19 protein-coding genes are annotated in these 22,996 nt (G+C 71.4%); 10 read left to right on the top strand and 9 right to left on the bottom strand.

The window, feature by feature from the left end; genetic code table 11:
- Positions 1 to 127 precede the first annotated feature (127 nt).
- The 3 genes from OG729_RS13070 to OG729_RS13060 all read right to left on the bottom strand — a co-directional run bounded on the left by OG729_RS13070 (position 128) and on the right by OG729_RS13060 (position 2,785).
- Positions 128 to 1,273 carry an ATP-binding protein gene (locus tag OG729_RS13070; protein WP_360881820.1) on the bottom strand — a complete coding sequence of 382 codons (1,146 nt, stop codon included), beginning with the start codon at positions 1,271 to 1,273 and terminating at the stop codon, positions 128 to 130.
- A complete protein-coding gene (locus OG729_RS13065; RefSeq protein ID WP_404724139.1) occupies positions 1,270 to 2,007 on the bottom strand; it encodes a response regulator transcription factor in 738 nt (245 codons plus the stop codon). Before OG729_RS13065 ends, OG729_RS13070 begins: the two co-directional genes overlap by 4 nt.
- Before the next feature lie 91 nt (positions 2,008 to 2,098).
- The gene (locus OG729_RS13060; protein WP_405806145.1) at positions 2,099 to 2,785 is read right to left on the bottom strand and encodes a spermidine synthase; all 687 of its coding nucleotides are present in this window, start codon (positions 2,783 to 2,785) and stop codon (positions 2,099 to 2,101) included.
- 328 nt (positions 2,786 to 3,113) lie between these two features.
- On the opposite strand from OG729_RS13060, the gene OG729_RS13055 reads away from it, so the two are divergent.
- A complete protein-coding gene (locus OG729_RS13055; RefSeq protein ID WP_405806143.1) occupies positions 3,114 to 3,938 on the top strand; it encodes a rhomboid-like protein in 825 nt (274 codons plus the stop codon).
- Here the strand turns inward: OG729_RS13055 and OG729_RS13050 are convergent.
- A complete protein-coding gene (locus OG729_RS13050) occupies positions 3,894 to 4,430 on the bottom strand; it encodes a protealysin inhibitor emfourin (protein WP_405806142.1) in 537 nt (178 codons plus the stop codon). The two genes, OG729_RS13055 and OG729_RS13050, sit on opposite strands and share 45 nt — an antisense overlap.
- 211 nt (positions 4,431 to 4,641) lie before the next feature.
- Here OG729_RS13050 and lon point away from each other — a divergent pair, with 211 nt between their 5' ends.
- On the top strand, positions 4,642 to 7,065 hold the full coding sequence (gene lon / locus OG729_RS13045) for an endopeptidase La (protein WP_405806141.1): 2,424 nt from the start codon (positions 4,642 to 4,644) through the stop codon (positions 7,063 to 7,065).
- Positions 7,066 to 7,143: 78 nt separating this feature from the next.
- Here lon and OG729_RS13040 read toward each other — a convergent pair whose 3' ends face one another.
- On the bottom strand, positions 7,144 to 8,175 hold the full coding sequence (locus OG729_RS13040) for a trypsin-like serine peptidase (RefSeq protein WP_405806139.1): 1,032 nt from the start codon (positions 8,173 to 8,175) through the stop codon (positions 7,144 to 7,146).
- 26 nt (positions 8,176 to 8,201) lie between these two features.
- Positions 8,202 to 9,209 (bottom strand): helix-turn-helix domain-containing protein, encoded by a 1,008-nt coding sequence (locus tag OG729_RS13035; RefSeq protein ID WP_405806137.1) that lies wholly within the window; start codon positions 9,207 to 9,209, stop codon positions 8,202 to 8,204.
- A gap of 186 nt (positions 9,210 to 9,395) precedes the next feature.
- Between OG729_RS13035 and OG729_RS13030 the strand changes: the two genes are divergently transcribed.
- Together OG729_RS13030 and OG729_RS13025 are read left to right on the top strand one after the other, a co-directional pair.
- A complete protein-coding gene (locus OG729_RS13030) occupies positions 9,396 to 12,203 on the top strand; it encodes a M4 family metallopeptidase (RefSeq protein ID WP_405806136.1) in 2,808 nt (935 codons plus the stop codon).
- Between the two features lie 63 nt (positions 12,204 to 12,266).
- Positions 12,267 to 13,091, top strand: a complete 825-nt coding sequence (locus OG729_RS13025; protein ID WP_360881838.1) for a pentapeptide repeat-containing protein — start codon at positions 12,267 to 12,269, stop codon at positions 13,089 to 13,091.
- A gap of 105 nt (positions 13,092 to 13,196) precedes the next feature.
- Here OG729_RS13025 and OG729_RS13020 read toward each other — a convergent pair whose 3' ends face one another.
- Positions 13,197 to 14,021, bottom strand: coding sequence for a lysozyme (locus tag OG729_RS13020; protein WP_405806134.1), 825 nt, complete (start codon positions 14,019 to 14,021; stop codon positions 13,197 to 13,199).
- A gap of 243 nt (positions 14,022 to 14,264) precedes the next feature.
- Here OG729_RS13020 and OG729_RS13015 point away from each other — a divergent pair, with 243 nt between their 5' ends.
- Positions 14,265 to 14,747, top strand: coding sequence for a MarR family transcriptional regulator (locus OG729_RS13015; RefSeq protein WP_360881842.1), 483 nt, complete (start codon positions 14,265 to 14,267; stop codon positions 14,745 to 14,747).
- Between the two features lie 38 nt (positions 14,748 to 14,785).
- On the opposite strand, the gene OG729_RS13010 is transcribed toward OG729_RS13015, so the two are convergent.
- Complete coding sequence (locus OG729_RS13010; protein WP_405806132.1) at positions 14,786 to 15,574, bottom strand: hypothetical protein; 789 nt, start codon at positions 15,572 to 15,574, stop codon at positions 14,786 to 14,788.
- A gap of 365 nt (positions 15,575 to 15,939) precedes the next feature.
- On the opposite strand from OG729_RS13010, the gene OG729_RS13005 reads away from it, so the two are divergent.
- Genes OG729_RS13005 through OG729_RS12985 form a run of 5 tightly spaced genes read left to right on the top strand, consistent with a single transcriptional unit; the run spans position 15,940 to position 21,667 of the window.
- Positions 15,940 to 18,834 (top strand): nitrate- and nitrite sensing domain-containing protein, encoded by a 2,895-nt coding sequence (locus OG729_RS13005; protein WP_405806131.1) that lies wholly within the window; start codon positions 15,940 to 15,942, stop codon positions 18,832 to 18,834.
- Positions 18,831 to 19,310: a roadblock/LC7 domain-containing protein gene (locus tag OG729_RS13000; protein ID WP_405806130.1), complete on the top strand. Its 480-nt coding sequence runs from the start codon at positions 18,831 to 18,833 to the stop codon at positions 19,308 to 19,310. Before OG729_RS13005 ends, OG729_RS13000 begins: the two co-directional genes overlap by 4 nt.
- Entirely contained in the window at positions 19,307 to 19,720 is a 414-nt protein-coding gene (locus OG729_RS12995) for a DUF742 domain-containing protein (RefSeq protein WP_360881850.1), read from the top strand. Before OG729_RS13000 ends, OG729_RS12995 begins: the two co-directional genes overlap by 4 nt.
- Positions 19,701 to 20,384, top strand: coding sequence for a GTP-binding protein (locus OG729_RS12990; RefSeq protein WP_405806128.1), 684 nt, complete (start codon positions 19,701 to 19,703; stop codon positions 20,382 to 20,384). Before OG729_RS12995 ends, OG729_RS12990 begins: the two co-directional genes overlap by 20 nt.
- A gap of 23 nt (positions 20,385 to 20,407) precedes the next feature.
- Positions 20,408 to 21,667: a styrene monooxygenase/indole monooxygenase family protein gene (locus tag OG729_RS12985; protein ID WP_405806127.1), complete on the top strand. Its 1,260-nt coding sequence runs from the start codon at positions 20,408 to 20,410 to the stop codon at positions 21,665 to 21,667.
- Here OG729_RS12985 and OG729_RS12980 read toward each other — a convergent pair.
- Positions 21,616 to 22,782: an NlpC/P60 family protein gene (locus OG729_RS12980; RefSeq protein ID WP_405806125.1), complete on the bottom strand. Its 1,167-nt coding sequence runs from the start codon at positions 22,780 to 22,782 to the stop codon at positions 21,616 to 21,618. The two genes, OG729_RS12985 and OG729_RS12980, sit on opposite strands and share 52 nt — an antisense overlap.
- Between the last annotated feature and the right edge of the window lie 214 nt (positions 22,783 to 22,996).

Genomic DNA, 22,996 nt, shown 5'->3' with positions numbered 1-22,996 from the left:
CTGACGCCGGGCGAAAATCTGCGGCCGCGGCCGGTCGGCTCGTACACCTGACGGGTTACTGAGCCGGATTGCGGCCACGCCCTCACTGCGTACACGCAGAACGCGCGCTTCCGGTTCGCACCCTACGTCAACCGCGCGCCGCCGGGACCCCCGGCAGGGTCACGAGAATGCGGCAGCCGCGGGACGATTCGGCCACCCCGATGCGGCCGCCGTGCAGATCGACCGCCCAGCGTGCGATCGCGAGGCCCAGGCCCGTACCGCCGTCGCTGCCCTTGCCGTGCGGGGCCGTGACGGTGCCCCGGTTGAAACGCTCGAAGACCCGGTGGCGCTCCTGCTCCGGGATGCCGGGGCCCTCGTCGACCACTTCCAGGTCCAGGGACTCGGGCAGCGGGCCGCGCCGGGCCCGTACCGTCACACGGCCGTGCGGCGGCGAGTGCTTGACCGCGTTGTCGATCAGATTGGCCACCACCTGGTGCAGCCGCTCCGCGTCCGCGTGCGCGGTCAGCTCGGGCGGCGACACATCCAGGTGCAGATGCACGTCGGTACGGGTGTGATGGCCGGACCCGGAGGTCAGACCGCGCTGGGCGGCGGCCAGATTGGCCTCCTTCAGCACGCCCGAGAGATACGGCCACACTTCGAAGCGGCGGGCCCGCAGCGGTACGACGCCGTTGTCGAGGCGGGACAGATCCAGCAGCGTCTCGACCAGCCGGCCCAGGCGTTCCGTCTGCTTCAGCGCCGTGCGCATGGTCTCCGGGTCGGCGGCGGAGACCCCGTCGACGACGTTCTCCAGGACGGCGCGCAGTGCGGCGATCGGGGTGCGCAGCTCGTGCGAGACATTGGCGACCAGCTCCTTGCGGTGCTGGTCCACGGCCTCCAGATCGTCCGCCATGCGGTTGATCGTGGAGGCGAGGTCACCGAGCTCGTCCCGGCGGTCGGCGCCGCGCACCCGGCGGGTGTAGTCGCCGTGCGATATGCCCTTGGCGACGGTGGTCATCTCGTCCAGCGGCGCGGTCAGACCGTGCGCCACGAACTGGGTGATCAGCAGGGTGGCGATCACCGAGAAGACGGTGATGAAGCGCAGCTCCGTCTGGGTGCGCACGGCCACCAGCAGCAGGCCCGTGGTGATGAAGACCGAGACGACGACGAGTGTGCCCAGCTTGGTCTTGATCGAGATGGAGACGGACCGCAGCCGGCTCCGCCGACTGGCGCGGCCGGACGGCCGGTCCCGCCGGCTCTCGCGGCCGGGACGTCGCCCCCAGCGCCGCCCTCTCATGGCGCCGGCGTCTCCAGCGCGTAGCCGACACCGTGGACGGTACGGATGCGCTCGGCGCCGATCTTCCGGCGCAGGGCCTTGATGTGGCTGTCGACGGTACGGGTGCCGGAGGCGTCGGCCCAGTCCCACACCTCCGCGAGCAGCTGCTCGCGGGAGAGGACCGCACGCGGCGTGTTCGCCAGGCAGACCAGCAGGTCGAACTCGGTGGGCGTGAGATGCACGTCCTCACCGCGCACCCGGACCCGGCGCTGGGCGTGGTCGATCTCCAGCTCGCCGAGGCGGAGGATCCCGCTGCGCGGGGTCACCGCGGCGAGAGCGGCGCGCTCCACGCGGCGCAGCAGCACATGCACCCGGGCCGCGAGCTCGCGCATCGAGAACGGCTTGGTCATGTAGTCGTCGGCGCCGACGCCGAGGCCCACGAGCATGTCGGTCTCGTCGTCGCGCGCCGTGAGCATCAGGACCGGGACCGGGCGCTGTGCCTGGACCCGGCGGCAGACCTCCAGGCCGTCGAAGCCCGGCAGCATCACATCGAGAACCATGAGGTCGGGCTGCCAGGCCTCGGCCGCGTCGACGGCGGCCGGGCCGTCCGCGGCCGTCTGGACCACAAAGCCCTCGGCCCGCAGCCGGGCGGCGATGGCATCGACGATCGTCGAGTCGTCCTCGACGACCAGCACCCGGCGCTGCGCGCCGGGCGTGGCCGCGACGCCGTTGTGCGTGGTGTGTGTCTGCTCCATGGCCCCGCCCCTGTACGCGTTCTCGCGAGCTGCATGCCGGTGTAGATCCCGTGTGTAGGTCAGCAGCGTAAGGGCATGGACGGCATCCCGGCTACGCAGGGCGAACGGCGAGGTGGACCACGTCCGGTACGCCTCGGGCAACCCGGATCTCTTCGGTTCTTACCCCGGTGAATCCGGCATTCCGCAACGCATCCTCAAAAGCGGGAGAGGGCTGCGCGGACCACACGGCGAGCACCCCGCCCGGCTCCAACCGGCCCTGGCAGGCGGCGAGTCCGGCCGGTGAGTAGAGGTTCTCGTTGTCGTCGGTGACGGTCCAGTCGGGGCCGTTGTCAATGTCCAGACATAGCGCGTCGTAACGGTCCGTGGTCGTGCGGAGGTGGGTGACGAGGTCCGTGTGGAGGATCACGCTGCGGGGGTCGGTGAGCGCGTCGCCGGAGATCCGGTCCAGCGGCCCCGAGCGGTGCCAGTCGATGATCGCCTGCTCGCGCTCGACGACGGCGATGTGCCGCCAGTGGGGGTTGGCGGCGGCGCGGGCCAGGGAGAAGCCGACGCCGAGTCCACCGATGAGCAGAGCGGGGGCGGTCCGGCCGGCGGCGGCGAGTGCGTCGTACGCGGCGTCCACGAGCAGCCGCTCGGAGCGGCCGTCGGAGGTGTCCATGAGGAAGCAGCCGTTGGCGATGATCTCGTGGTGCTCGCCGCGCTGCCGCAGCACGACCTCGCCGTGGGGGCCCTCGCGGCGGTCGAGGGTGACGGGGGCGGTATCGGCGTGCAGGGGCATCGGCGGTGACCTCCTGGGGGCGGCTAAGTGGCCATGGTCGCGGGACGGGGCGGGCGGGACAAATGGTTTGAGCCGTTTCGGGGCGCGCGGTTTGAGCGGTTTCGGGGCGCGGGGGCTGCACCCGCCCCGCCCCCTCGCGGGCCGGTTCACCGGGTGTGCCGCACAGCCCTCTCACAGCCGCTGCACAGCTGGTCGGCGCAGTCTGGCGTGGCCACGACGCCCGCGCCGGTGCGCGGGTTGCTTCGTGTGGCGCACGTCATAGACGAGGGGGATGGTGATCGCGTTGGGTGGGGGATCGTTCGGGGGCTTGACGAGAGGGGCCTCACGCGTGGACCAGCTGACGACACGCGATCCGGCCACGGGCAGGGAGCTGCTGGGCGGTATTCCGGCCCAGCGCACGGCGCCGGCGCGGGTGGCGACGCCCGCGCTGCCGCCCACGCCCCTGCCTGCCCCGTGCCTACGGCTGCCGCTCTGGCGGCGGGCGCTCCACCTGCTGCCCACGCCGACCGGGACGCCGTTCACCTTCTGCTACATCCTCGTGCTGATCGTCACCTCGCTCTTCGCGGAGTACGGCGACCCCGCAACCGTCTCCTCGCTGCTGCGTGGCTCCAGCACCGATGTCGCCCATTTGGCCGATACGCCGCTGCTCGTTCTCGGCGCGAGCGCCCTGTGGGTCGCCGGCGGCCTGGCGTCCCCGTACGCGGTCGCCTTCCTTTTCGTGCTCACCGCGCTGGAACGCCGCATCGGCGGCTGGCGCACCGCTGGGGTCTTCCTGGCGGGCCACGTCGCGGCGACGCTGGCCACCGAGGTACCGGTCGCGGTGTGGGTGGTGAGCGGGCAGCTGCCCGCCAGTTCGCTGCACCGCCTCGACTACGGCATCAGCTTCGGCCTGATGGCGAGCATCGGCGCGCTGGCCGGACTGCTCCGCCCGGTGCCACGCGTGACGCTGCTCGGCTTTGTCTTCCTGATGCTCGTCCAGGACGCGGTGGCCTTCGAGGATCCGCTCACCGTCTGGGGCCATCCGCTCGCCCTGCTGTCCGGGGTCGCCTGCTGGCCGCTGGTGCGCCGCCGGGCCCAGGGGCGCCGGTCGGTCGTCCAGGTCCGCGGGTCAGTGGTCCGGCAGCGCGGCGAATACCTCCCGCAGGGCGGCTAGCCGCGCCGTGTCGTCGGTGGTCACGGTGTGGCCTTCGTACGTGATCCGGTAGGTGAAGCCGTCCGCGACGGGGCTTTTGGTGGCCTCGCGGGGGAGATGCGCGAAGTCCGCCTTCTCCAGGGCCCGGCGCAGCGCGGCCAGCCCGGCGGGTGTCATCCGGCCGGAACGGCCGGGTCCGGTTTTCTTGTACGTCTTGTATGTGCCGTCGTCCTGGACCACGAGGCGGTCGTTGACGCCGGCGAAGCCGCCGGTGACGGTCATCTCGACCAGCGTCCGCGCCGGGACGGGCGAGGTGGAGGCCGTCGGCGAGGGTGCGCCCGACGTCGACGGCGCGCCCGACGGCGATGGTGAGCTCGCCGAGGACGTGCCCGGCGCCGAGCCGCCGTCATCGCCGCCGTCGCCGCTCGCCGATGCCCCGCACCCTGCCGCGAGCCCAAGGGCCAGCACCATGCCCACCGTCGTCGTCCGTCGTCGCACACGCTTACGGCTCATGGCCCCAGCATGTGGGATCAGGCCGCCGGAGCGCGGACTATTCCGGTGAGCGGGCCGATGTAATGACTGAACACAACGTGGGCTTATTACATCCGAGCCCTGCCGCAAGGCGTGAGCCTTGATCGCTGAGAGCGAACGGCGGCTCGGGAACATCTCACCCGCCCTGTGCATTGAGTCCGTACAGCTCAACTTCACTGCCTAAGGGGAGATCATGGCTGCTGAGTCCTCCGCGTTCACGCCGCTCACACTGCCCGTGCTGCCGCTCGACGACGAGGTCGTGCTGCCCGGAATGGTGGTGCCGCTCGACCTGTCCGACACCGACGTACGAGCCGCGGTGGAGGCCGCTCAGGCCGCCGCCCGATCCAGTGGTGCAAGCAAGCCCACGGTCCTGCTTGTTCCGCGCATCGACGGGAACTACCCCGGGATCGGCGTGCTGGGCACCGTCGAGCAGGTCGGCCGGCTCTCCGACGGCGACCCCGGCGCGCTCATCCGCGGCCGCGGCCGGGTGAAGATCGGCGCCGGCACCACGGGTCCGGGCGCGGCTCTCTGGGTCGAAGGCTCCCGTATCGAGGAGAGCGTGCCCGAACCGCTGCCCGGCCAGCTCGCCGACCTGGTCAAGGAGTACAAGGCGCTGGCCACCGACTGGCTGAAGAAGCGCGGCGCCTGGCAGGTCGTGGACCGCGTCCAGCAGATCGACGACGTCTCGCAGCTCGCGGACAACGCCGGCTACTCACCGTTCCTGACCACCGCACAGAAGATCGAACTGCTGGAGACCGCCGACCCGGTGGCCCGGCTCAAGCTCGCCACCGAGCAGCTGCGCGAGCACCTCGCCGAACAGGACGTCGCCGAGTCCATCGCCAAGGACGTCCAGGAAGGCGTCGACAAGCAGCAGCGCGAATTCCTGCTGCGCCGCCAGCTCGAAGCCGTACGCAAGGAACTGCGCGAGCTCAACGGCGAGGGCGGCGAGGACGAGTCCGACGACTACCGCGCCCGCGTCGAGGCCGCGGACCTGCCCGAGAAGGTACGCGAAGCCGCCCTCAAGGAGGTCGAGAAGCTGGAGCGGTCCAGCGACCAGAACCCCGAGGGCTCCTGGATCCGCACCTGGCTGGACACCGTCCTCGAACTGCCGTGGAACGAGCGAACTGATGACAGCGCGGCCGGGTACGACATCCAGGGCGCCAAGTCGATCCTGGACGCCGAGCACGCGGGCCTTCAGGACGTGAAGGAACGGATCACCGAATACCTGGCGGTGCGCAAGCGGCGCGCCGACCGGGGGCTCGGCGTGGTCGGCGGGCGGCGCGGGGGCGCGGTTCTCGCCCTCGTCGGCCCGCCGGGAGTCGGCAAGACCTCGCTCGGCGAGTCCGTCGCGCACGCGATGGGGCGGAAGTTCGTCCGGGTCGCGCTCGGCGGCGTCCGGGACGAGGCGGAGATCCGCGGACACCGGCGTACGTACGTCGGGGCGCTGCCCGGCCGTATCGTCCGGGCGATCAAGGAGGCCGGTTCGATGAACCCGGTCGTCCTGCTCGACGAGATCGACAAGGTCGGCTCCGACTTCCGGGGCGACCCGGCGGCCGCCCTGCTCGAAGTGCTGGACCCGGCGCAGAACCACACCTTCCGCGACCACTACCTGGAGGTCGAACTCGACCTGTCCGACGTGGTGTTCCTGGCCACGGCGAACGTCCTCGAAGCCATCCCGGAGGCCCTCGTCGACCGGATGGAGCTGGTCAGGCTCGACGGCTACACCGAGGACGAGAAGGTCGTCATCGCGCGGGACCACCTGCTGCCGCGCCAGCTGGAGCGGGCGGGTCTGGAGCCCGGCGAGGTCGTCCTGGAGGTCTCGGCGCTGCGCAAGCTGGCCGGCGAGTACACACGGGAGGCGGGCGTCCGTAACCTCGAGCGTTCGGTGGCCAGGCTGCTGCGCAAGGTGGCGGCACAGCACGAACTGGGCGAGCGCGAGCTGCCGTTCACGATCGCCGACACCGATCTGCGGGCGCTCATCGGACGGCCGCACCATGTGCCCGAGTCCGCGCAGGACCCGGCCGAGCGCCGGACCGCCGTGCCCGGTGTGGCCACCGGTCTCGCGGTCACCGGCGCGGGTGGCGACGTGCTGTTCGTCGAGGCGTCGCTGGCCGACCCGGAGACGGGCGCGGCGGGGCTGACGCTCACCGGGCAGCTCGGCGACGTGATGAAGGAGTCCGCGCAGATCGCGCTCTCCTTCCTCCGCTCGCACGGCGCCGAACTGGAGCTGCCCGTGGCCGATCTGAAGGACCGGGGCGTGCACATCCACTTCCCGGCGGGCGCGGTGCCGAAGGACGGGCCGAGCGCGGGCATCACCATGACGTCTGCGCTGGCGTCGCTGCTTTCCGGACGCCAGGTGCGTACGGATGTGGCGATGACGGGTGAGGTGTCACTGACCGGGCGGGTGCTGCCCATCGGCGGTCTGAAGCAGAAGCTCCTCGCCGCACACCGGGCCGGGATCACGACGGTCGTGATCCCCAAGCGGAACGAGCCCGACCTGGACGACGTCCCGGCCGAGATCCTGGACAAGCTGGAGGTCCACCCGGTGACGGATGTCCGGCAGGTGCTTCAGATCGCGCTCTCGCCGGCCGAGATGCCGGTGACGGCCGCGGCCTGATCCCCGGCCTGATGCCTGATCCGCGGCCTGATCCACGGCCGAAGGGCCCGGCGGCACGCCTGCCGCCGGGCCTTCGCGCTATCTGCCCGCGGCCTCTTCGTACAGCTCGCGGGTGCGGTCGTCGAAGAGGGCGGCCGTCGACTCGCTGTCGGTGTCGCCACCGCTCAGCACGCCGATGAGCCGGCCCTGGTGCTTGGCGTCCCGATAGTCCGCCAGCCAGGGGCCGCCGCTGGTGCCCTCCCAGAAGCCCGCGCACTCCATGAGCAACGTCTGAGGCAGGTCCGGGTCGGGGCGGGTGTCGGTGGTGCAGGCGATGGGGAGGTTGCCCGGGTTGTGCTGCTTGTTGGGATAGCCGACGACGGTGACCCGCCGGTCGGGCGCCGACGACCAGTCGGGGGTGGCGGCGCCGACGACCTTCTGCACCTGACGGCCCCTGGCATCCGGCGCCAGGGTCAAAAACGCGTAGTCGGCGGCATCGGCGTCCTCGGCGTCGTCGGTCCAGCGCTCGTCGAGGTGTACGGAGCCGACCTTCCAGCGCCCGTACGGATAGGTCCCCTTGCCCTGCCCCGTGAACCCGGGCGCGAACTCCAGCTCGCCCGGCTCGTAGGCGGGATCGCCACCGGCGTCCTGGAGACAGTGCGCTGCGGTGGCGATGACGTTTCCCTTGGGGCTGTTCACGACGCTGGCGGTACAGAAGTGCTCGCCCTGCGAGTCGATGAGCACGCCGACGGAGGAGGCCCCGGCGAAAGCAACCGCCGACGACCGCGGCTCGGGCGCGGCGGCGCGCGCAGCGGACTCGCCGGACCCGGTGGCCTTGGGGCGGGTGGCGGAGGACGCGGGCCCGGCACAGGAGTTCAGGGTCAGCCCGAGCAGCACGACGAGCAGAAATGGACGCGCGCGTCTGCCGCCTGCGCGGACGGCGCTGCCTGCGCGCCGCTTGCGACCGTCCGCGCGGGCCACGGCGGCCCCGTCCGGCGGGCGCGTCGCGTCGCGGTCCCGGGATGCCCGGTCCGTCGCGGCGGCCCCGTCCGCCTGGCGCGCCCCGTCCCGGCCCATGCCCCGCCCAGCGGGCGTCGTGGTTGTCGTGCTCGTACGGCTGTGCCACGTCATTCGGACATCTTGCCCGGTTGTGGCTGTCAGTCCAGCCAACCCCTCAACGTCGCCTGCGCTCCCGCCTGGAAGCGGGTCTCCGCGCCCAGTGTCTCCAGCAGGCTGCTGATCCGCCGGCGGGCCGTGTGGACGTGGACGCCCAGACGGCGCGCGATTGCCTCGTCCTTCAGGCCCGCCGCCAGCAGACCCAGCAGCTCCTTCTGCGCCTTCGGGAGCGCGGCGCACGCCCCGCCCGTGCCGCCGAGTGGGGTGGCCCGGTCCCAGACCGTTTCGAACAGCGGCATCAGCGCGTTGCGCAGCAGCGCGTCGCCCACCACCAGCGCGGTGGCCCTGGGGTCCGCCGCGTCCGTCGGCGGGAGCAGGGTGATCCGCCGGTCCACGGCGATCAGCTTGGTGGGGACCGCGGTCGCCACCCGTGCCCGCAGACCCTGTTCGACCAGGACCGTCACCGAGCGCATCCGCCCGGGAGAGGCCAGCCCGTCCCGGTCCAGGACGGTCCGTACCTCCACACCCCGGTCGAGGAGCGCTTCGATGTCCAGCCCCGGTGTGCGGGAACTGTCGTCACCCCGTGGTCCCTTCACATACGGCGGGCGGTCCAGGATCGCCACCTCCCGCTCCGCCGACGCCAGCAGATACTCCGCCCGCTCGCCGATCGCCCGCGGGCCCGTCACCACCTCGATACCGCACTCGGGCGCGCTGGGTGACCCGGACATCAGCCGGCCCGCCAGCTGGTCCGCGGTCATCCGTAATCGCTCCAACTCGGCGGAGCGTAAGTGCAGTTCGGCCTGGCGGCGGTGGATGAGCGTACGGATCGCGGCGGCGGGTGCGGCCGGATGCGGCAGCCCGTCCCCGACCGCGGGCAGCGCGAGGCCGTGCTCGACCAGCCGGCCGAGCAGCAGGTCGAGCCGTTCCCTCGGCAGCCCGAGCAGCCGTGCCAACTCCTCCGCCCCGGCGGCCCGTTCCTTGAGCAGTGCCTCATAGGTGCGTTCCTCGGCCTCCCCCAGGCCAAGGGTGTGCAATTCCCCCTCGGTCATGCCTCGGATTCTCACTCCCTCTTCACGGGCCACACAAGTGTGCGTGTCCACTTGTCAACACGTCGGCCACATTGATCGGTTGGTGTCCCCCGGGTTGCATGGCCATGACCACCTTTACGGCTTGACCAGCACGTGGGAGGGGTACGAACTGTGCGCAAGGCCAGAACAAGCACACAGAGATCGGGCATGACCAGGGGGACCGGTCTCGCCACTCTGCTCGGCGTCGCCGGGCTGTTGCTCACCGCGGTACCGGCGCAGGCGGTCACCCCGCCGGCCGTCGCACCGCCCGCCGATGTCATCCCGGGGGCCGAGACGGCCACCCCGTCGCTCGTCGACGGAATCCGGGAGGCGGCGGACGCCAAGGCCAGCCCCGCCGACGCGGCCCGCGGCCATCTCGCCGCCAAGGAAAGCCGCTACAAGATCGCCGACGCGCGGCGCGACCTCGCGCCGCTGGGCACCGTCAAACATGGCTCGGAAGAGACCGTGCGGCTGCAGCAGAAGCACCACGGCATCCCGGTGTTCGGCGGCCAGTACGTGGTCCGGATGGAGACCAAGGGCGGCAAGCGCGTCGTCACCGGCACCTCCGGCAAGTACTTCACCGGCCTGAAGACGGACACGAAGGCGACGGTCAGCAAGGAGACCGCGGAGCGCCGCGCCCTCGCGGCGACCGCCAGACGCCTCGGCGGCAAGACGCTGAGCAAGGCCGACGCGATACGCGGCAAGGGGGCCAGGTCCGCCAAGGCGGCCGCGCTCACGGCGACGGTCGGCGGCCTCGTGGTGGTCCCGCGCGGCGAGGGCGTACTGGCCCACCACGTGACCGTACGCGGCACGAACCCCAGCACCGGCGAACCGGTGCTGCAGCAGGTCTACATCGATGCCCACGCCGGCTACCCGGTGCTCCAGTTCAGCGGCATCAAGACGCTGACGGCGACGCCGAACGCGGCGTCCGGCGGCACGGCGAAGGCGGCTCCCACGGGCAGTGCCCGCGCGGCCGCGGCCGACCCCGGCACCCTCGTCACGGGCAGTGGCGTCAAGCTCGACAGCGCGAAGGTGGACCTCGACCTCTACCTCGACTCCGCCGCCAACACGTATGTGATGTCCGACCGCTCGCGGATGGTGGACACCAGCAAGAACTCCCTCACCACCTGGGACGCCCGCGGCCGCGACGTCAGCGAGGTGTCCGGCGCCTGGCCGGCCGGGCTGAAGGAGTTCAGCGGCCCGGCCAAGGAATTCGGCAAGGACGCCACCGAGGCCGGCGCGGTGGACGCCCACTGGGCGGCCGGGAAGGTCTACGACTACTACCGCAAGAACCATGCCCGCGACAGCCTCGACGGCCGCGGCATGACCATCAACTCGCTGGTCGGCGTGACCTACTTCGGCGGTCCGTACGTCAACGCCTTCTGGGACGGCCAGAAGATGGTCTACGGCAGCGGCGACGAGGAGTACAAGCCGCTCTCCGCCGACCTCGACGTGGTGGGCCACGAGATGACGCACGGTGTCGTCGAGAGCACCGCCAACCTCGTCTACGCCGGCCAGTCCGGTGCGCTCAACGAGGCGCTCGCCGACTACTTCGGCAACGCGATCGACACCACCGCCTCCGGCGTCTCGATGGACGACCCGGACGCCGGTCTGATCGGCGAGGACCTCTGCCGTACGACCAAGCCGCGCGACTGCGCCTTCCGAAACCTCAACGACGGCGCGACCACCTCGAAGAACTTCCTCGGGGTCACCTTCGCCGCCGACAACGGCGGTGTGCACCTCAACTCCACCATCTTCTCCGGCGCCCTGTGGGACCTGCGCCAGGACGTGGGCGGGCAGCTCGCCGACCGCATCGTCTACAAGGCGCTCTCCGAGTACATGACGCCGCTCGACGGCTTCACGGACGGCCGCAACGCCGTGCTCGCGGCGGCCAAGGACCTCGGCGTCAGCGCCAAGGAGCTCACCGCGGTGAAGCGCTCCTTCAACGCCCACGGCATCGTCCCCGGCTGGGAGGACGCCCTCGGCGTCGACTCCGACCAGCTCCTCGGCAAGGTCAACACGGCCGGCACCGGAGCGCAGGCGGGCGGCGGCTGGTGGACCGCCTCCCAGTCCAACGACGACGGCTCGGAGCCGTACTCCGTGTACGCGGGGCGTACGGACGGCAAGGGCGCGCCGAAGCTGATCAGCCCCAACGACGGGCGCTACCACGTGTACCCGGCGACCGACGGCAAGACGGTCGTCTGGGCGGCGTACGGCACGACCAGCCTCGACATCCTCTCCCGCCCCCTCGCGGGCGGTCCGATCAAGAAGCTCTACACCTCGACCACCGACGTCGGCGGCCTGCGGGTGGAGAACGGCGTCGTCGTCTTCGAGAGCTTCGGGATCTTCGGCGACCGGCACGTGGGCTATCTGCGCCCGGGCGACCGCACGCCCACCTTCGTGGACGGCGCGGGCTGGGAGATCCTCACCGCGCTCCCGTCGATCAAGAACGGGAAGCTCGCCTACGCCAAGCTGTATCCGACCCCGGAGGACTACAAGCTGGGCGTCGAGGTCTACGACCTCAAGACCGGCAAGGCCGCCCTCGCGGAGCAGCTCGGCGAGCCGCAGATCCTCGGCCAGACCGGAATCAACTCCACGCACGCCTTCTGGCTGGTGGACGAGAATCTGAACGACGAGGGCCAGATGGCCGTGCGCCGCTCAAGCCTGGACGGCACCGACACGGTGGACATCAGCTCCGAGAGCAAGCCGACCGCGCTGCTGGCCTTCGACCTCACGGCATCCGACACCGCGGTCACCGTGAACGGCGCGAAGCCCGACGTCGTGTTCGGCAATGAGTCGCTGTCGAAGCTGTGGCAGCTGACCACCGACGGCTCGCGCCAGGAGCGGGTCTCCTGCAACCGCGGCGAACAGCTCTCCCCGGCCGCGGTCTCCGGCCGGCAGGTGGTCTGGATCGACGGCACGACGGGCTGGACCGACCTGGTCACCCGGGAACGCCCGGCGGGCCTGTGCGGCTGACGCCCGGCAGTTGAGAGACGGACCCCCGGCGCCCGTGCGCCGGGGGTCCTTCACAATGGACCGATGGACACCGCGACCGCGAAACCCGAGGACCGGGCCCTCAAGGCCGACTGCGGGAGCTGCTTCGGGCTGTGCTGTGCCGCGCTGCCGTTCACCGCGTCGGCGGACTTCGCGATCAACAAGGACGCCGGGACGCCGTGCCCCAACCTGAGGACGGACTTCCGCTGCGGCATCCACACCCGGCTGCGGCAGAGCGGCTTTCCGGGCTGCACGGTCTACGACTGCTTCGGCGCCGGACAGAAGGTCTCCCAGATCACCTTCGGCGGCAGGGACTGGCGGCAGGCGCCTGAGAGCGCGCAGCAGATGTTCGCGGTGTTCCCCGTCGTTCGGCAGCTGCATGAGCTGCTCTGGTATCTGACCGAGGCGCTGCAACTGCCCCGGGCCCGCTCGCTGCACGGCGAGATCCAGGTACTGCTGGAGAAGACCGAGCGGCTCACCGGGCTGGGCCCGGACGAGCTGGAGAAGCTTGATGTGGCCTCGCACCGGCAGGACGTCAATGTGCTGCTGCTCGGTACGAGCGAACTGGTCCGGGCCGGAGCCGGACGCAAGAAGAAGGACCGCAGGGGAGCGGACCTGATCGGGGCGAGGCTCAGGGGCGCCGACCTCAGGGGCGCCAGTCTGCGCGGGGCGTATCTCATCGCGGCGGATCTGACGGGCGCCGATCTGCGTCTCGCCGACCTCATCGGGGCCGACCTCAGGGACGCGGATCTATCGGGTGCGGATCTGACCGGCAGCATCTTCCTCACCCAGCCGCAGCTCAATGCGGCGAAGGGCGACGCGGCGACGAGGCTGCCGGCTGGGCTGACCCGTCCCGCGCACTGGTTGTGACCAGCGGGCACGGGACGGGCCTTCGTCTGCGCTCAGCGGTTCGCCCGGCCGTTGGCCCGGCCCGCGGCTCAGCCCGTTTGCTCAGCCGATTGGCCGGCCTTTGACTCAGCCGTTGGCGAGTGCCACGACGCGGTCGAGCGCGCCGTTGAACTTGTCGTGGTCGCCGACGATCGGTCCTGACGAGGTGTACTGCCACATCGTCTGGTAGGCCCAGCCGCCCGGGAGCGTGCCCGGGGTGGTGTCGTACCGGGCGATCCACAGCGGGTTGCTCGCGCCGAAGCCGCTGTAGTTGCCGGTGCACTGCGTCCACCAGCTGGTGGCGGTGTAGATCACGGCGGCGCGCCCGGTGCGCGCCTTGTACCGGTTCAGGAAGTCACGGATCCAGGTGACCATGGCGGATGTGGTCTTGCCGAAGCAGGCGGCGCCGTACGGATTCCACTCGATGTCCAGCGTGCCCGGCAGGGTCCTGCCGTCACGGGACCAGCCGCCGCCGTTGTTGACGAAGTAGTCGGCCTGGGCGGTGCCGGACGTGGTGTCGGGGGTGGCGAAGTGGTACGAGCCGCGGATCATCCCGACGTTGTACGAGCCGTTGTACTGCTGCGCGAAGTACGGGTTCTTGTAGTAGGTGCCCTCGGTGGCCTTGACATAGGCCCACTTCACGCCGCTGCTCCAGAGGCCCGACCAGTTGACGTTGCCCTGGTGGCTGGAGACGTCGACGCCTTCCGTCTGCGCGACGCGACTGTCACGGGGGAGACCTCCCTGGCCGTCATGGGAGATGACGCCCATGCCCAGATATGCCGAACCGCGTGGGGGCGCGTCGGCGGCACCGGCAGTGCCGGGGAGGGTGAGGAGGAGGGAGAGGACTGCGAGGAGAGTGCCGGCTGCGGCGAGGCGCGAGCGGCCGGTCGTTCCGGATCTGTGCACGGGCATAGCGTGCCTCCGAAGACCTCGGTGGGGGGGATCTGACGATGTGTCGACATGTCGTGGCGCATCTGGCGGCGGACCAAATGGTGTGGACATGCCATTCATGAAGCTACGCACGTAGAGCGGCGCGCTGGAAGGGGGGCAGGGTGCTGCCGTTGGTCTAAGCCTGCGAAATACTGGCCCAGCTGCGGCGATGGGTGCCGCGGGCAGAAACTTTCAGGATCCGGAAAGCGCGCGAGGGGTGCTGACGTGCACGAAAGCGGTACGGGGAGTGAAGCGGACCCCAAGGGTGGGAGTGGTGTGGACCAGGAATTCCTCGCCCTGGAACGGGAGTTGGCGGTCTTTCTGCGCCGGGCGCGGGCGTCCTCGGGCGAGATGGCACGCGAGGTCCACCCCGAGCTGGAGCCTGCGGCGTACGGACTGCTCGTCCGTCTGGAGGAGGCGGGACAGCAGCGCGCGACGGATCTCGCCGGGTACTTCGGCGTCGGCAAGGCGACGATGAGCCGCCAGCTGCGCGCGCTCGACGAGCTGGGCCTGGTGGCGCGCGAGCCGGACCCGGCGGACGGCAGGGCATCACTCGTCCGGCTCACGGAAGAGGGCCGCGCCCGCTTCCGCCGGGTGAGGGACGCGCGGCGGGAGCGCTACGTGAGCAAACTGGCGGGCTGGGACCGCGGGGAGATCGCGGAACTGGCGCGTCTGCTGCACCAACTGAACGCCCGAGCGGAAAGCTGACCCGGGGCTTGCTGTGGGGGCTCCGCCCCCAGTTCCCGTCAGAGCTCCGCGAAAACCGCCGTCGCGTCATCGTGCAGCTTCCACCGCACCACCTCCGTCCGCTCCTGCGCCGACGCCTCCACCGCCCTCACCCGGTCGATCAGCCCCCGCGGCCCCTCCTTGCGGAGCAGGGCCACGCACTCGGTCCAGCTGCCCTCCGCGAACATGTCGACCCAGCGCGACGCCCCGTCCGTCAGCGCCGCCACCGCCCGGACCCCGGCACGCGGCGTGCTGCCCGTGACCGCGCGGGTCGACACCCCCGGGTCGGCCGCCGCCGTGAAGAAGCCGCCCTCCGCGTTGCGCAGTGCGTCCGCCGTTGCATGTGTGCGCAGTGCCTCGCGGGGCAGCCGGTCGATGCGGTCGTCCAGTACCGCCCGTACCTCCCCGGCCGGTGATTCGAGCAGCAGCGTCGAGTCGGAGAGCACCAGGTACTCCACCTCGTCCGCGGGGCCGCCCCAGCGCGCCAGGACCACCGTGGCCTGGGGAGTACGCACGTGAGAAAGGTCACAGGTGTCGCGGTGGGCGTCCGCGGTGCGCCGGATTGCCTCCGAGAGGATCTCCGACAGCGTCATATCCCGCCGCGAACCGGACAGTTCGACCAGTGCGCCACCCAGCCTCGCGGTGAACCAAGGCACACCGTGCACACATCCGTCGTCGCCCGCCGGAGGGGTCACGCCGTCCAGCACCACGAGCGTTCCGCCCTGGCCCGAGGCAGGCAGGGCCACGGATGCCCAGTCCTCATTGAGACGTTCGGCGGTGCCGGAGACGGAGACCAGTTCGATACGCATGATTCCCAGTCTGCATGACTCCTTCACGTCGCCCGCATGAGTCCGCAATCGGCCCATCCCGGCAGGTCAGGAGGGTTCACCAACCCCGGCGGGCAGGGCCGCAAAGCTGCGGGCGCGCATCCTCCCAAAGCCCGGCCGGAAGATCCAGCCCATGCCCCGCGCGCCGACGCCCGGCCCCCGGACGCGAGTTGTTTGACAACTCCTGAGTGTTGTTCACTCCTTCGGGTGGCGGAGCGGCCGTTGCACGCCTCCCTCCCAAACACGCTGGAATGGTCTGAAGCCGTACCAGGGGTGGGGCTTTCGTGTGTGACCGGTCGTCATCTCTGCTTCAGGGCTGGACGAATCAAGCAAGATTGCGAGCACCGGTGCAGAAGAAGCGGCCTCGGCGAAACGGCAGCGGCCCCTTGGAGACTCCGGGGGCCCAGGACGCCACACCCGACCCTGCCGACCGCGGCCGCACCGTACGCGTCCGCAACCGCCTGGTCGCCGGCGTCGCCGCCGTCAGCCTCGTCGTGATCGCGGCCGGTACCCCCGGCGTCCTCGCCACCTCCGCCGAACTGACCGAGTCCCAGCGGCTCGTCACCCTCGCCGGACTCAACCGCCAGGCCGTCACCCTGGCACACTCGCTCGCCGACGAGCGTGACGAGGTCACCGCGTACATCGCCGCGGGCCGTGACGCCCAGACGGGCGACAAGGACAGCCGGCGCGAGATCTCCGGCAGCCGCAGCGCCCGCGTCGACCGGCAGATCGACGAGATCCGCGGCGCCATCCCGGCGGACCACGCCGAGCTGCGCCGCGACCTGTCCGCCGTCCCCTCCGTGCGCCGTACCGCGCTGACCGGCAAGGGCACGGCCATGGAGGCCCACCGGGCCTACTCCGCCGTCATCACCAATCTGCACGCCCTCGCCGACGAACTCGCCGAGAAGACCCCGCCGCGTGCCGCCGACGGCACCCGAGCGCCCGCCGCGCTCGGCCTTGCCGTCGAGCAGGCATCCGCCACCCGCGGCCTGCTGCTGGCCGCGCTCTCCGTGCCGGGCAAGCAGAGCAGCCAGACCCTCGACCCGGTCACCGGCCTGCCCGTGCAGGAGGAGGACGAGGGCGCCGACGCGGCCGACCGGACGCGCGACGCGCTCAGCGCCGCCGCCCAGCAGTCCCGGGTGCGTGAACTCGCCGCGCTCGCCGACTTCGACCAGGCCGCCGACCCGGACGCCCGCACCTCGCTGGCCGCCACCGTCACCGGACCCGAGGTCAAGACCGCCGAGCGCTATCTCGCCCGGCTCACCGACCAGCCCGAGCTCTCGTCGGCCGACCGCAAGTCCAACCGCGAGAAGCTTGAATCCTCACTCACCGCCCGGATCGAGCAGATGCGGGGCGTGGAGTCGTCCCTCGCCACCGGCCGGATCGAGCGCTTCGAGGAGCTGCGTGACGATGATGTCACCGCGCTGGAGATCCGGATCGCCCTTCTCGGCGGCCTGCTGATCGTCGCCATCGGAGTTTCCACGGCCGTCGCCCGTACGCTGACCCGCCCGCTCGCCGTCCTGCGGATCGGCGCGGCCCGCCTCGCGGCCGACCCCGAGGCTGAGGAGCCGGTCCGCTTCACCGGCCGCAACGACGAGTTCGCCCAGGTCGTACGGTCCCTGAACTCCCTGCACGGCCGACTGCGGGACCTCGGCGTACGGGCCGAGCGGCTGGACAGCGACCGCGGCGACCTGGCCGGCGCCCGCGATGCGCTGGCCGCCGAACTCGCCGCCGGACGCGCCGAACTCCAGCAGCGCACCCACGAGCTGACCGCCGAGCTGGAACAGCTGCGGCACGCCGTCCAGCACACGTTCGTCAATCTCTCGCTGCGCACCCTCGGTCTCGTCGAGCGGCAGCTCGGCGTCATCGAGCAGCTGGAGGACCGCGAGCAGGACCCCGAGCGGCTCGCCACCCTTTTCAAGCTCGACCACCTGGCCACGGTCATGCGGCGCCACAGCGAGAACCTGCTGGTCCTCGCGGGTGCCGAGCACGGCCACGGGCATCAGGGCCCGGTCCCGCTCGTCGACGTACTGCGCGCTGCAGTCAGTGAGATCGAGCGGTACGAACGGGTCGTCATCCAGTCCCTGCCGCCGCACTCCCAGGTCGCCGGCTTCGCCGCCGACGACCTCAGCCATCTGCTCGCCGAACTCCTGGAGAACGCGACCTCCTTCTCACCGCCGGACGCCCAGGTCGAGCTCTCGGGCTGGTTGCTCGAGAGCGGCGAGGTGATGCTCTCCGTACAGGACACCGGCATAGGGATGACCGCCGGGCGGATCGCCGAGCTGAACGCGTGCCTGGAGGACCCGGAGGCGTACGGGGCGGAGACCGGCCGGGACGGCGAGGGCCTCGGGCTGCGGGTGGCCGCGCTGCTGGCGGCGCGTCACGGCGTACGCGTCCAGCTGCGCGAGCAGAAGCAGGGCGGGATCGCGGCGGTCGTCGTACTGTCGCAGGCGCTGCTGCCGGCCGGGCCGCCGGCCGCCGAGTCGCAGCCGGCGAAGACGGCCGGCGGGTCGCCGGCGCTGCAGTTGCCCGGGTCGGTGGCGGAGGCCAACTCCAATGCTCTGCCGGCCAATTCACGCCGCCTCGACCCGGCCGCGGAGGCCGCGGAGGCCCCGGAGGCCCCGGAGCCTTCGGCCTGGGAGGACCCGCTGGTGGCGGCCGCCGAGGCGGCGATTCAGGAGCGGCAGAGCGAGCCCACTGCGCAGCCCGAGGCGGTGGAGATCGAGCCCGCCGCGGTGTCGGCAGCGGAGCCGGATGCGCACGAGCGGACGGTGGACGGCGAGCCGGACGGCGCCCTGGCCGACCAGGACCAGGCGACCTTCGAGTTCCGGCTTCCGGAGCCGGAGCCGGAGCCGGGTCCGACGGCCGAGGCCGCGCTCGCACCCGAGCCGACGGCCGAGGCCCCGCTCACGCCCGAGCCGACGGACGGGCCCGAGGCCGAGCCGGCGCCCGAGCCCGAGCCGCACGCCGAGCCCGAGCCGGGACCGCACGCCGCGCCCGCGTGGGACCGCGTCACCGACAAGGGCCTGCCCAAGCGCACTCCCAAGGTCGTCAAGCCCACGTCCGCGCCCGGCGAGCGCTCCGGCAGCGTCGACGCCGAAGCCCTGCGCCGCCGCCTCGGCGGCTTCCACCAAGGCGCCAAGGACGGCCGCCGCGACGCAGAGGCGGAGATCGCCGAACAGTCTGAAGTACGCGCCGAAGCAGCAGAATCGGGGGACACAGTCGAGGAGGCACGCAGTTGACTGCGACCGGGACATTCGGCCTGAGCAGTGAAGCCCGCAATCTGCACTGGTTGCTGAGCAATCTCGTGGAGGAGGTGCCAGGGGTCCGCTCGGTCGCCGTCGTCTCGTCCGACGGGCTGCTGCTGCTCTCCTCCGACCCGGCACAGAACGCGGCCCCCGCCGCTCGCCGCCCGGACGGCCCGAGGGGCTCCAGCGCGGACCTCGCCACCATCGTCTCCGGAATCGGCAGCCTCACCATCGGCGCCGCGAAGCTGATGGACGGCGGAGGCGTCAAGCAGACGATGGTCGCGATGCAGGAGGGCAGCGTCTTCGTGATGTCGATCAGCGACGGCTCGCTGCTCGGCGTGCAGGCCACACCCGACTGCGACATGAGCGTCGTCGCCTACCACATGGCGCTCTTCGTCGGCCGCGCCGGACACGTCCTGACCCCCGAACTCCGCAGTGAGCTGCGCAAATCGTTGGAGAGCGCCAAGTGACGCCCGCTGCCGAGCCCATCCGAAGGCTCCCCGTACGCGGCGAGGGCCGCCGCCCCGCCCGGGTCCGCCCCTACTCGCTCACCGGCGGCCGCACCCGCTTCGGCCATGTGCTGCTCGTCGAGACCTTCGTGGCCGCGCTCGAAGCGACGGCCGAACGCAGGGAGCTGCCCAAGGGCGATCTCTCCTCGCGCGTCATGCCCGAGCTGCGGGCCATCGTCGAGCTGTGCCGGCGCATGCGCACCGTCGCCGAGATATCGGCGCTGCTGAAGATGCCCCTGGGCGTTGTCCGGGTGCTGCTCAGCGACCTGGCCGACCAGGGAAAGATCCGCGTCTACGGGACCGGGCACGGCACCGGCCAGCCCGACCGCGCGCTGCTCGAAAGGGTGCTGAGTGGACTCCGCCGACTCTGACACGCTCCTCGCCCGGCCTCACCCGCAGCCCGAAGAGGGACCGCGTCCGCAGTCCGCGGAGGGACCGCGCCCTCAGCCCGACGAGGGCCTGCAGGACTGGCAGTTGGACCGCACCCGCGCCCCCATCGCCACCAAGATCGTCGTCGCGGGTGGCTTCGGCGTCGGCAAGACGACCTTCGTCGGGTCGGTCTCCGAGATCACGCCGCTGCAGACAGAGGCGCTGATGACACAGGCGAGCGAGGAGACCGACGATCTCGCCGCCACGCCCGACAAGCTCACCACCACCGTTGCCATGGACTTCGGCCGGATCACGCTCGACGACGATCTGGTGCTGTACGTCTTCGGCACGCCGGGACAGCAGCGCTTCTGGTTCATGTGGGACGACCTGGTGCGCGGCGCGATCGGGGCCGTCGTCCTGGCCGACACCCGCAGACTGCCGGACTGCTTCCCGGCGCTGGACTACTTCGAGAGCAGCGGACTGCCGTACATCGTCGCGGTCAACCACTTCGAGGGTACGGAGCTGTTCGAGGCCGAAGACGTGCGCGAGGCCCTGACGGTGCCGCCGCACGTACCGGTTGTGATCATGGACGCGCGCAGCCGGATCACGGTGATCGAGTCCCTGCTCACGCTGGTCGCCCACGCCCTCGAAGCAACTCCCGAATAGCTACGCAACGGAGAACCCCCGCCATGCGGAAGATACTCATCGTCGGAGCCGGCCAGTCCGGTCTCCAGCTCGCGCTCGGCCTCCAGTCCCAGGGCTACGAGGTCACCCTGATGTCCAACCGCACGGCCGACGAGATCCGGGCCGGCCGGGTCATGTCCACGCAGTGCATGTTCGACACGGCGCTGCAGCACGAGCGCGATCTCGGCATCAACTTCTGGGAGTCCCAGGCCCCGCGCATCGAGGGCCTCGGCGTCTCCGTCGCCGCCCCCGACGCCTCCCGGCCCATCGACTGGGTCGGCAAGCTGGAGGGCTACGCCCAGTCGGTCGACCAGCGCGTGAAGATGGCCGGCTGGATGGAGACCTTCGCCCAGCGCGGCGGGCAGCTCGTCATCCACGGCGCGGCAGTCTCCGACCTGGACTTCTTCTCGCGTACGTACGACCTGGTGATGGTTTCGGCCGGCAAGGGCGAGCTCGTCTCGATGTTCGGGCGCGACGCTTCCCGTTCGCCGTACGACGCCCCGCAGCGCGCGCTGGCCGTCTCGTACGTGCACGGCCTCGGCCCGCGCCCCGAGCACCCCGAGTACGACGCGGTGCGCTGCAACCTGGTCCCGGGCGTCGGCGAGCTCTTCGTGATGCCGACCTTCACCACCACCGGCCGCGCCGACATCCTCTTCTGGGAGGGCATCCCCGGCGGCCCGCTCGATGTCTTCCAGGGCGTCAAGGACCCGGCCGAGCACCTCTCGCTCACCCTGGAGCTCATGGAGAAGTTCACGCCCTGGGAGTACGCGCGTGCCACCAAGGTCGAGCTGACCGACGCGGGCGCCACCCTCGCCGGCCGTTACGCCCCCACCGTACGCAAGCCGATCGGCCGCCTCCCCGGCGGCGGGCTCGTGCTCGGCGTCGCTGATGTCGTCGTCGCCAACGACCCCATCACCGGACAGGGCTCCAACTCGGCGTCCAAGTGCGCCGCCGCGTACCTCGCCTCGATCACGGAGCACGGTGACCGGCCGTTCGACGAGGCCTGGATGCAGGCCACCTTCGACCGCTACTGGGACACCGCCCAGCACGTCACCAAGTGGACGAACGCGATGCTCGGCGTCCCGCCGGAGCACGTACTGAACCTGATCGGGGCCGCGGGTCAGCTCCAGCCGGTCGCCGACCGGTTCGCGAACGGCTTCAACGACCCGGCGGACTTCGAGAACTACTTCTACGACCCGGCGCTCACCGACGCCTACCTGGCAGAGGTGTCGGGAGCGTCGTCCGGCGGCTCCGCCTCCCAGTAGCCGGTGTCCGGCCCCGCCGTGGCTCCTTCCGGGAGCCGCGGCGGGGTGTACTCGACCAGCGGGCGCCCGTGCGGGTCCGGGCGGACCGCGCCGAGCAGCGGATTCGCCGCGATGGGGGAGACCTTGACGGTGGCGCCGGGGCGCGGCGCGTGGATCACCATGCCGTCGCCCAGATAGACCGCCACATGCGTGGCGCCCGGGAAGTAGACCACCAGGTCGCCGGGGCGCAGCGCGGTCAGCCCTACCTTGGGGAGCTGCTCCCACTGCTCCTGGCTGGTCCGCGGGATCTCGACACCGGCCCGAGCCCAGGCCTGTGAGGTCAGCCCCGAGCAGTCGTACTCCGTGGGGCCTTCAGCGCCCCACAGATACGGCTTGCCGATCTGTTCGACCGCGTACTCCAGCGCCCGGCCGCCCTCCTGGGTGGGCATGCGCCTGCCGCCCAGCGCGCCCGAGGCGATGAGCTCTGCCTGGGCCTTCGCCGTGGCGGACTGCTCCAGTGCGGCCACTGCGGCGATCTGCTCCGGGGAGAGCGAGGCGAGCAGTTCCTCGACGTTCTTCAGCCGGTCCTTCGCGCGGTCGCGGGCCTGCTTGTGCCGGGCGGCGATCGTCTGCTCGCGGTCCAGGGCCCTGCGGGAGGCGGCCGCGAGGTCGCCGGCCCGCTTGGCGCCCCACTCCAGCCTGGCCATCGTCGCCAGCCGGTCGGTGGCAACACGCTCCATCAGATGGCCCTCGTCGAGAGCCTGCTGAGGGTTCCGGGCGAGCAACAGCCTCAGATACGAAGAGAGCTCGGACCGGCCCTGGTACTGCTCGCGGGCCAGCCGTCCCGCGTCGTCGCGGCCTGCGACGACCGCGTTGCGCGCCCTGGCGAGCTCATGGCCGAGACGTGCGGTCTCGGCGCGCTGCCTCCTGAGCTCCTGCTCCATGCGGTTGTACGTCTCCCCGGCCTCCTCGGCCTGCCGGTACCGCTTCTGAAGCTCCGTCAGCATCCTTGAGACGGTGGCGGGCGGGTCGGCGGCGGCTTTGGCGCCGGGGTCGGCTGACGCGGGGACCGCCGCGAGGGCGGTCGTGGCCGCCAGCGCCGTCGTGCAGACGGAACGGAGCAGACTGCCTGACATCTCGTCACCTCCGGCTGCGGGCGGGCCGTTCCTCCCCCAGCCGATCATGAGAGCGCGCAACGGGGGGCGCCCGGCGGGTGGTCGGTTCAGCGCAATCCGGCCACTCGTCCAGGGGGTGTCTTGTGGATCAGGCTGGATCAGTGAGCGGGGTCTGGCGTGGTGCATCGCAAGGCGGAGGAAGGAGCCGACGCGGAGCGTCGGCGACTGACGACAA

This window comes from Streptomyces sp. NBC_00210 (genome assembly GCF_045160975.1).
Lineage (GTDB): Bacteria > Actinomycetota > Actinomycetes > Streptomycetales > Streptomycetaceae > Streptomyces.
This window is presented reverse-complemented; position numbering and strand designations above follow the sequence as displayed.

Bases quoted from the DNA above. Each gene is read 5' to 3' on its own strand.
- OG729_RS13070 (WP_360881820.1), bottom strand. From the start codon at position 1,273: ATGAGAGGGCGGCGCTGGGGGCGACGTCCCGGCCGCGAGAGCCGGCGG.
- OG729_RS13065 (WP_404724139.1), bottom strand. From the start codon at position 2,007: ATGGAGCAGACACACACCACGCACAACGGCGTCGCGGCCACGCCCGGC.
- OG729_RS13060 (WP_405806145.1), bottom strand. From the start codon at position 2,785: ATGCCCCTGCACGCCGATACCGCCCCCGTCACCCTCGACCGCCGCGAG.
- OG729_RS13050 (WP_405806142.1), bottom strand. From the start codon at position 4,430: ATGAGCCGTAAGCGTGTGCGACGACGGACGACGACGGTGGGCATGGTG.
- lon (WP_405806141.1), top strand. From the start codon at position 4,642: ATGGCTGCTGAGTCCTCCGCGTTCACGCCGCTCACACTGCCCGTGCTG.
- OG729_RS13040 (WP_405806139.1), bottom strand. From the start codon at position 8,175: ATGACGTGGCACAGCCGTACGAGCACGACAACCACGACGCCCGCTGGG.
- OG729_RS13035 (WP_405806137.1), bottom strand. From the start codon at position 9,209: ATGACCGAGGGGGAATTGCACACCCTTGGCCTGGGGGAGGCCGAGGAA.
- OG729_RS13030 (WP_405806136.1), top strand. From the start codon at position 9,396: ATGACCAGGGGGACCGGTCTCGCCACTCTGCTCGGCGTCGCCGGGCTG.
- OG729_RS13025 (WP_360881838.1), top strand. From the start codon at position 12,267: ATGGACACCGCGACCGCGAAACCCGAGGACCGGGCCCTCAAGGCCGAC.
- OG729_RS13020 (WP_405806134.1), bottom strand. From the start codon at position 14,021: ATGCCCGTGCACAGATCCGGAACGACCGGCCGCTCGCGCCTCGCCGCA.
- OG729_RS13010 (WP_405806132.1), bottom strand. From the start codon at position 15,574: ATGCGTATCGAACTGGTCTCCGTCTCCGGCACCGCCGAACGTCTCAAT.
- OG729_RS12985 (WP_405806127.1), top strand. From the start codon at position 20,408: ATGCGGAAGATACTCATCGTCGGAGCCGGCCAGTCCGGTCTCCAGCTC.
- OG729_RS12980 (WP_405806125.1), bottom strand. From the start codon at position 22,782: ATGTCAGGCAGTCTGCTCCGTTCCGTCTGCACGACGGCGCTGGCGGCC.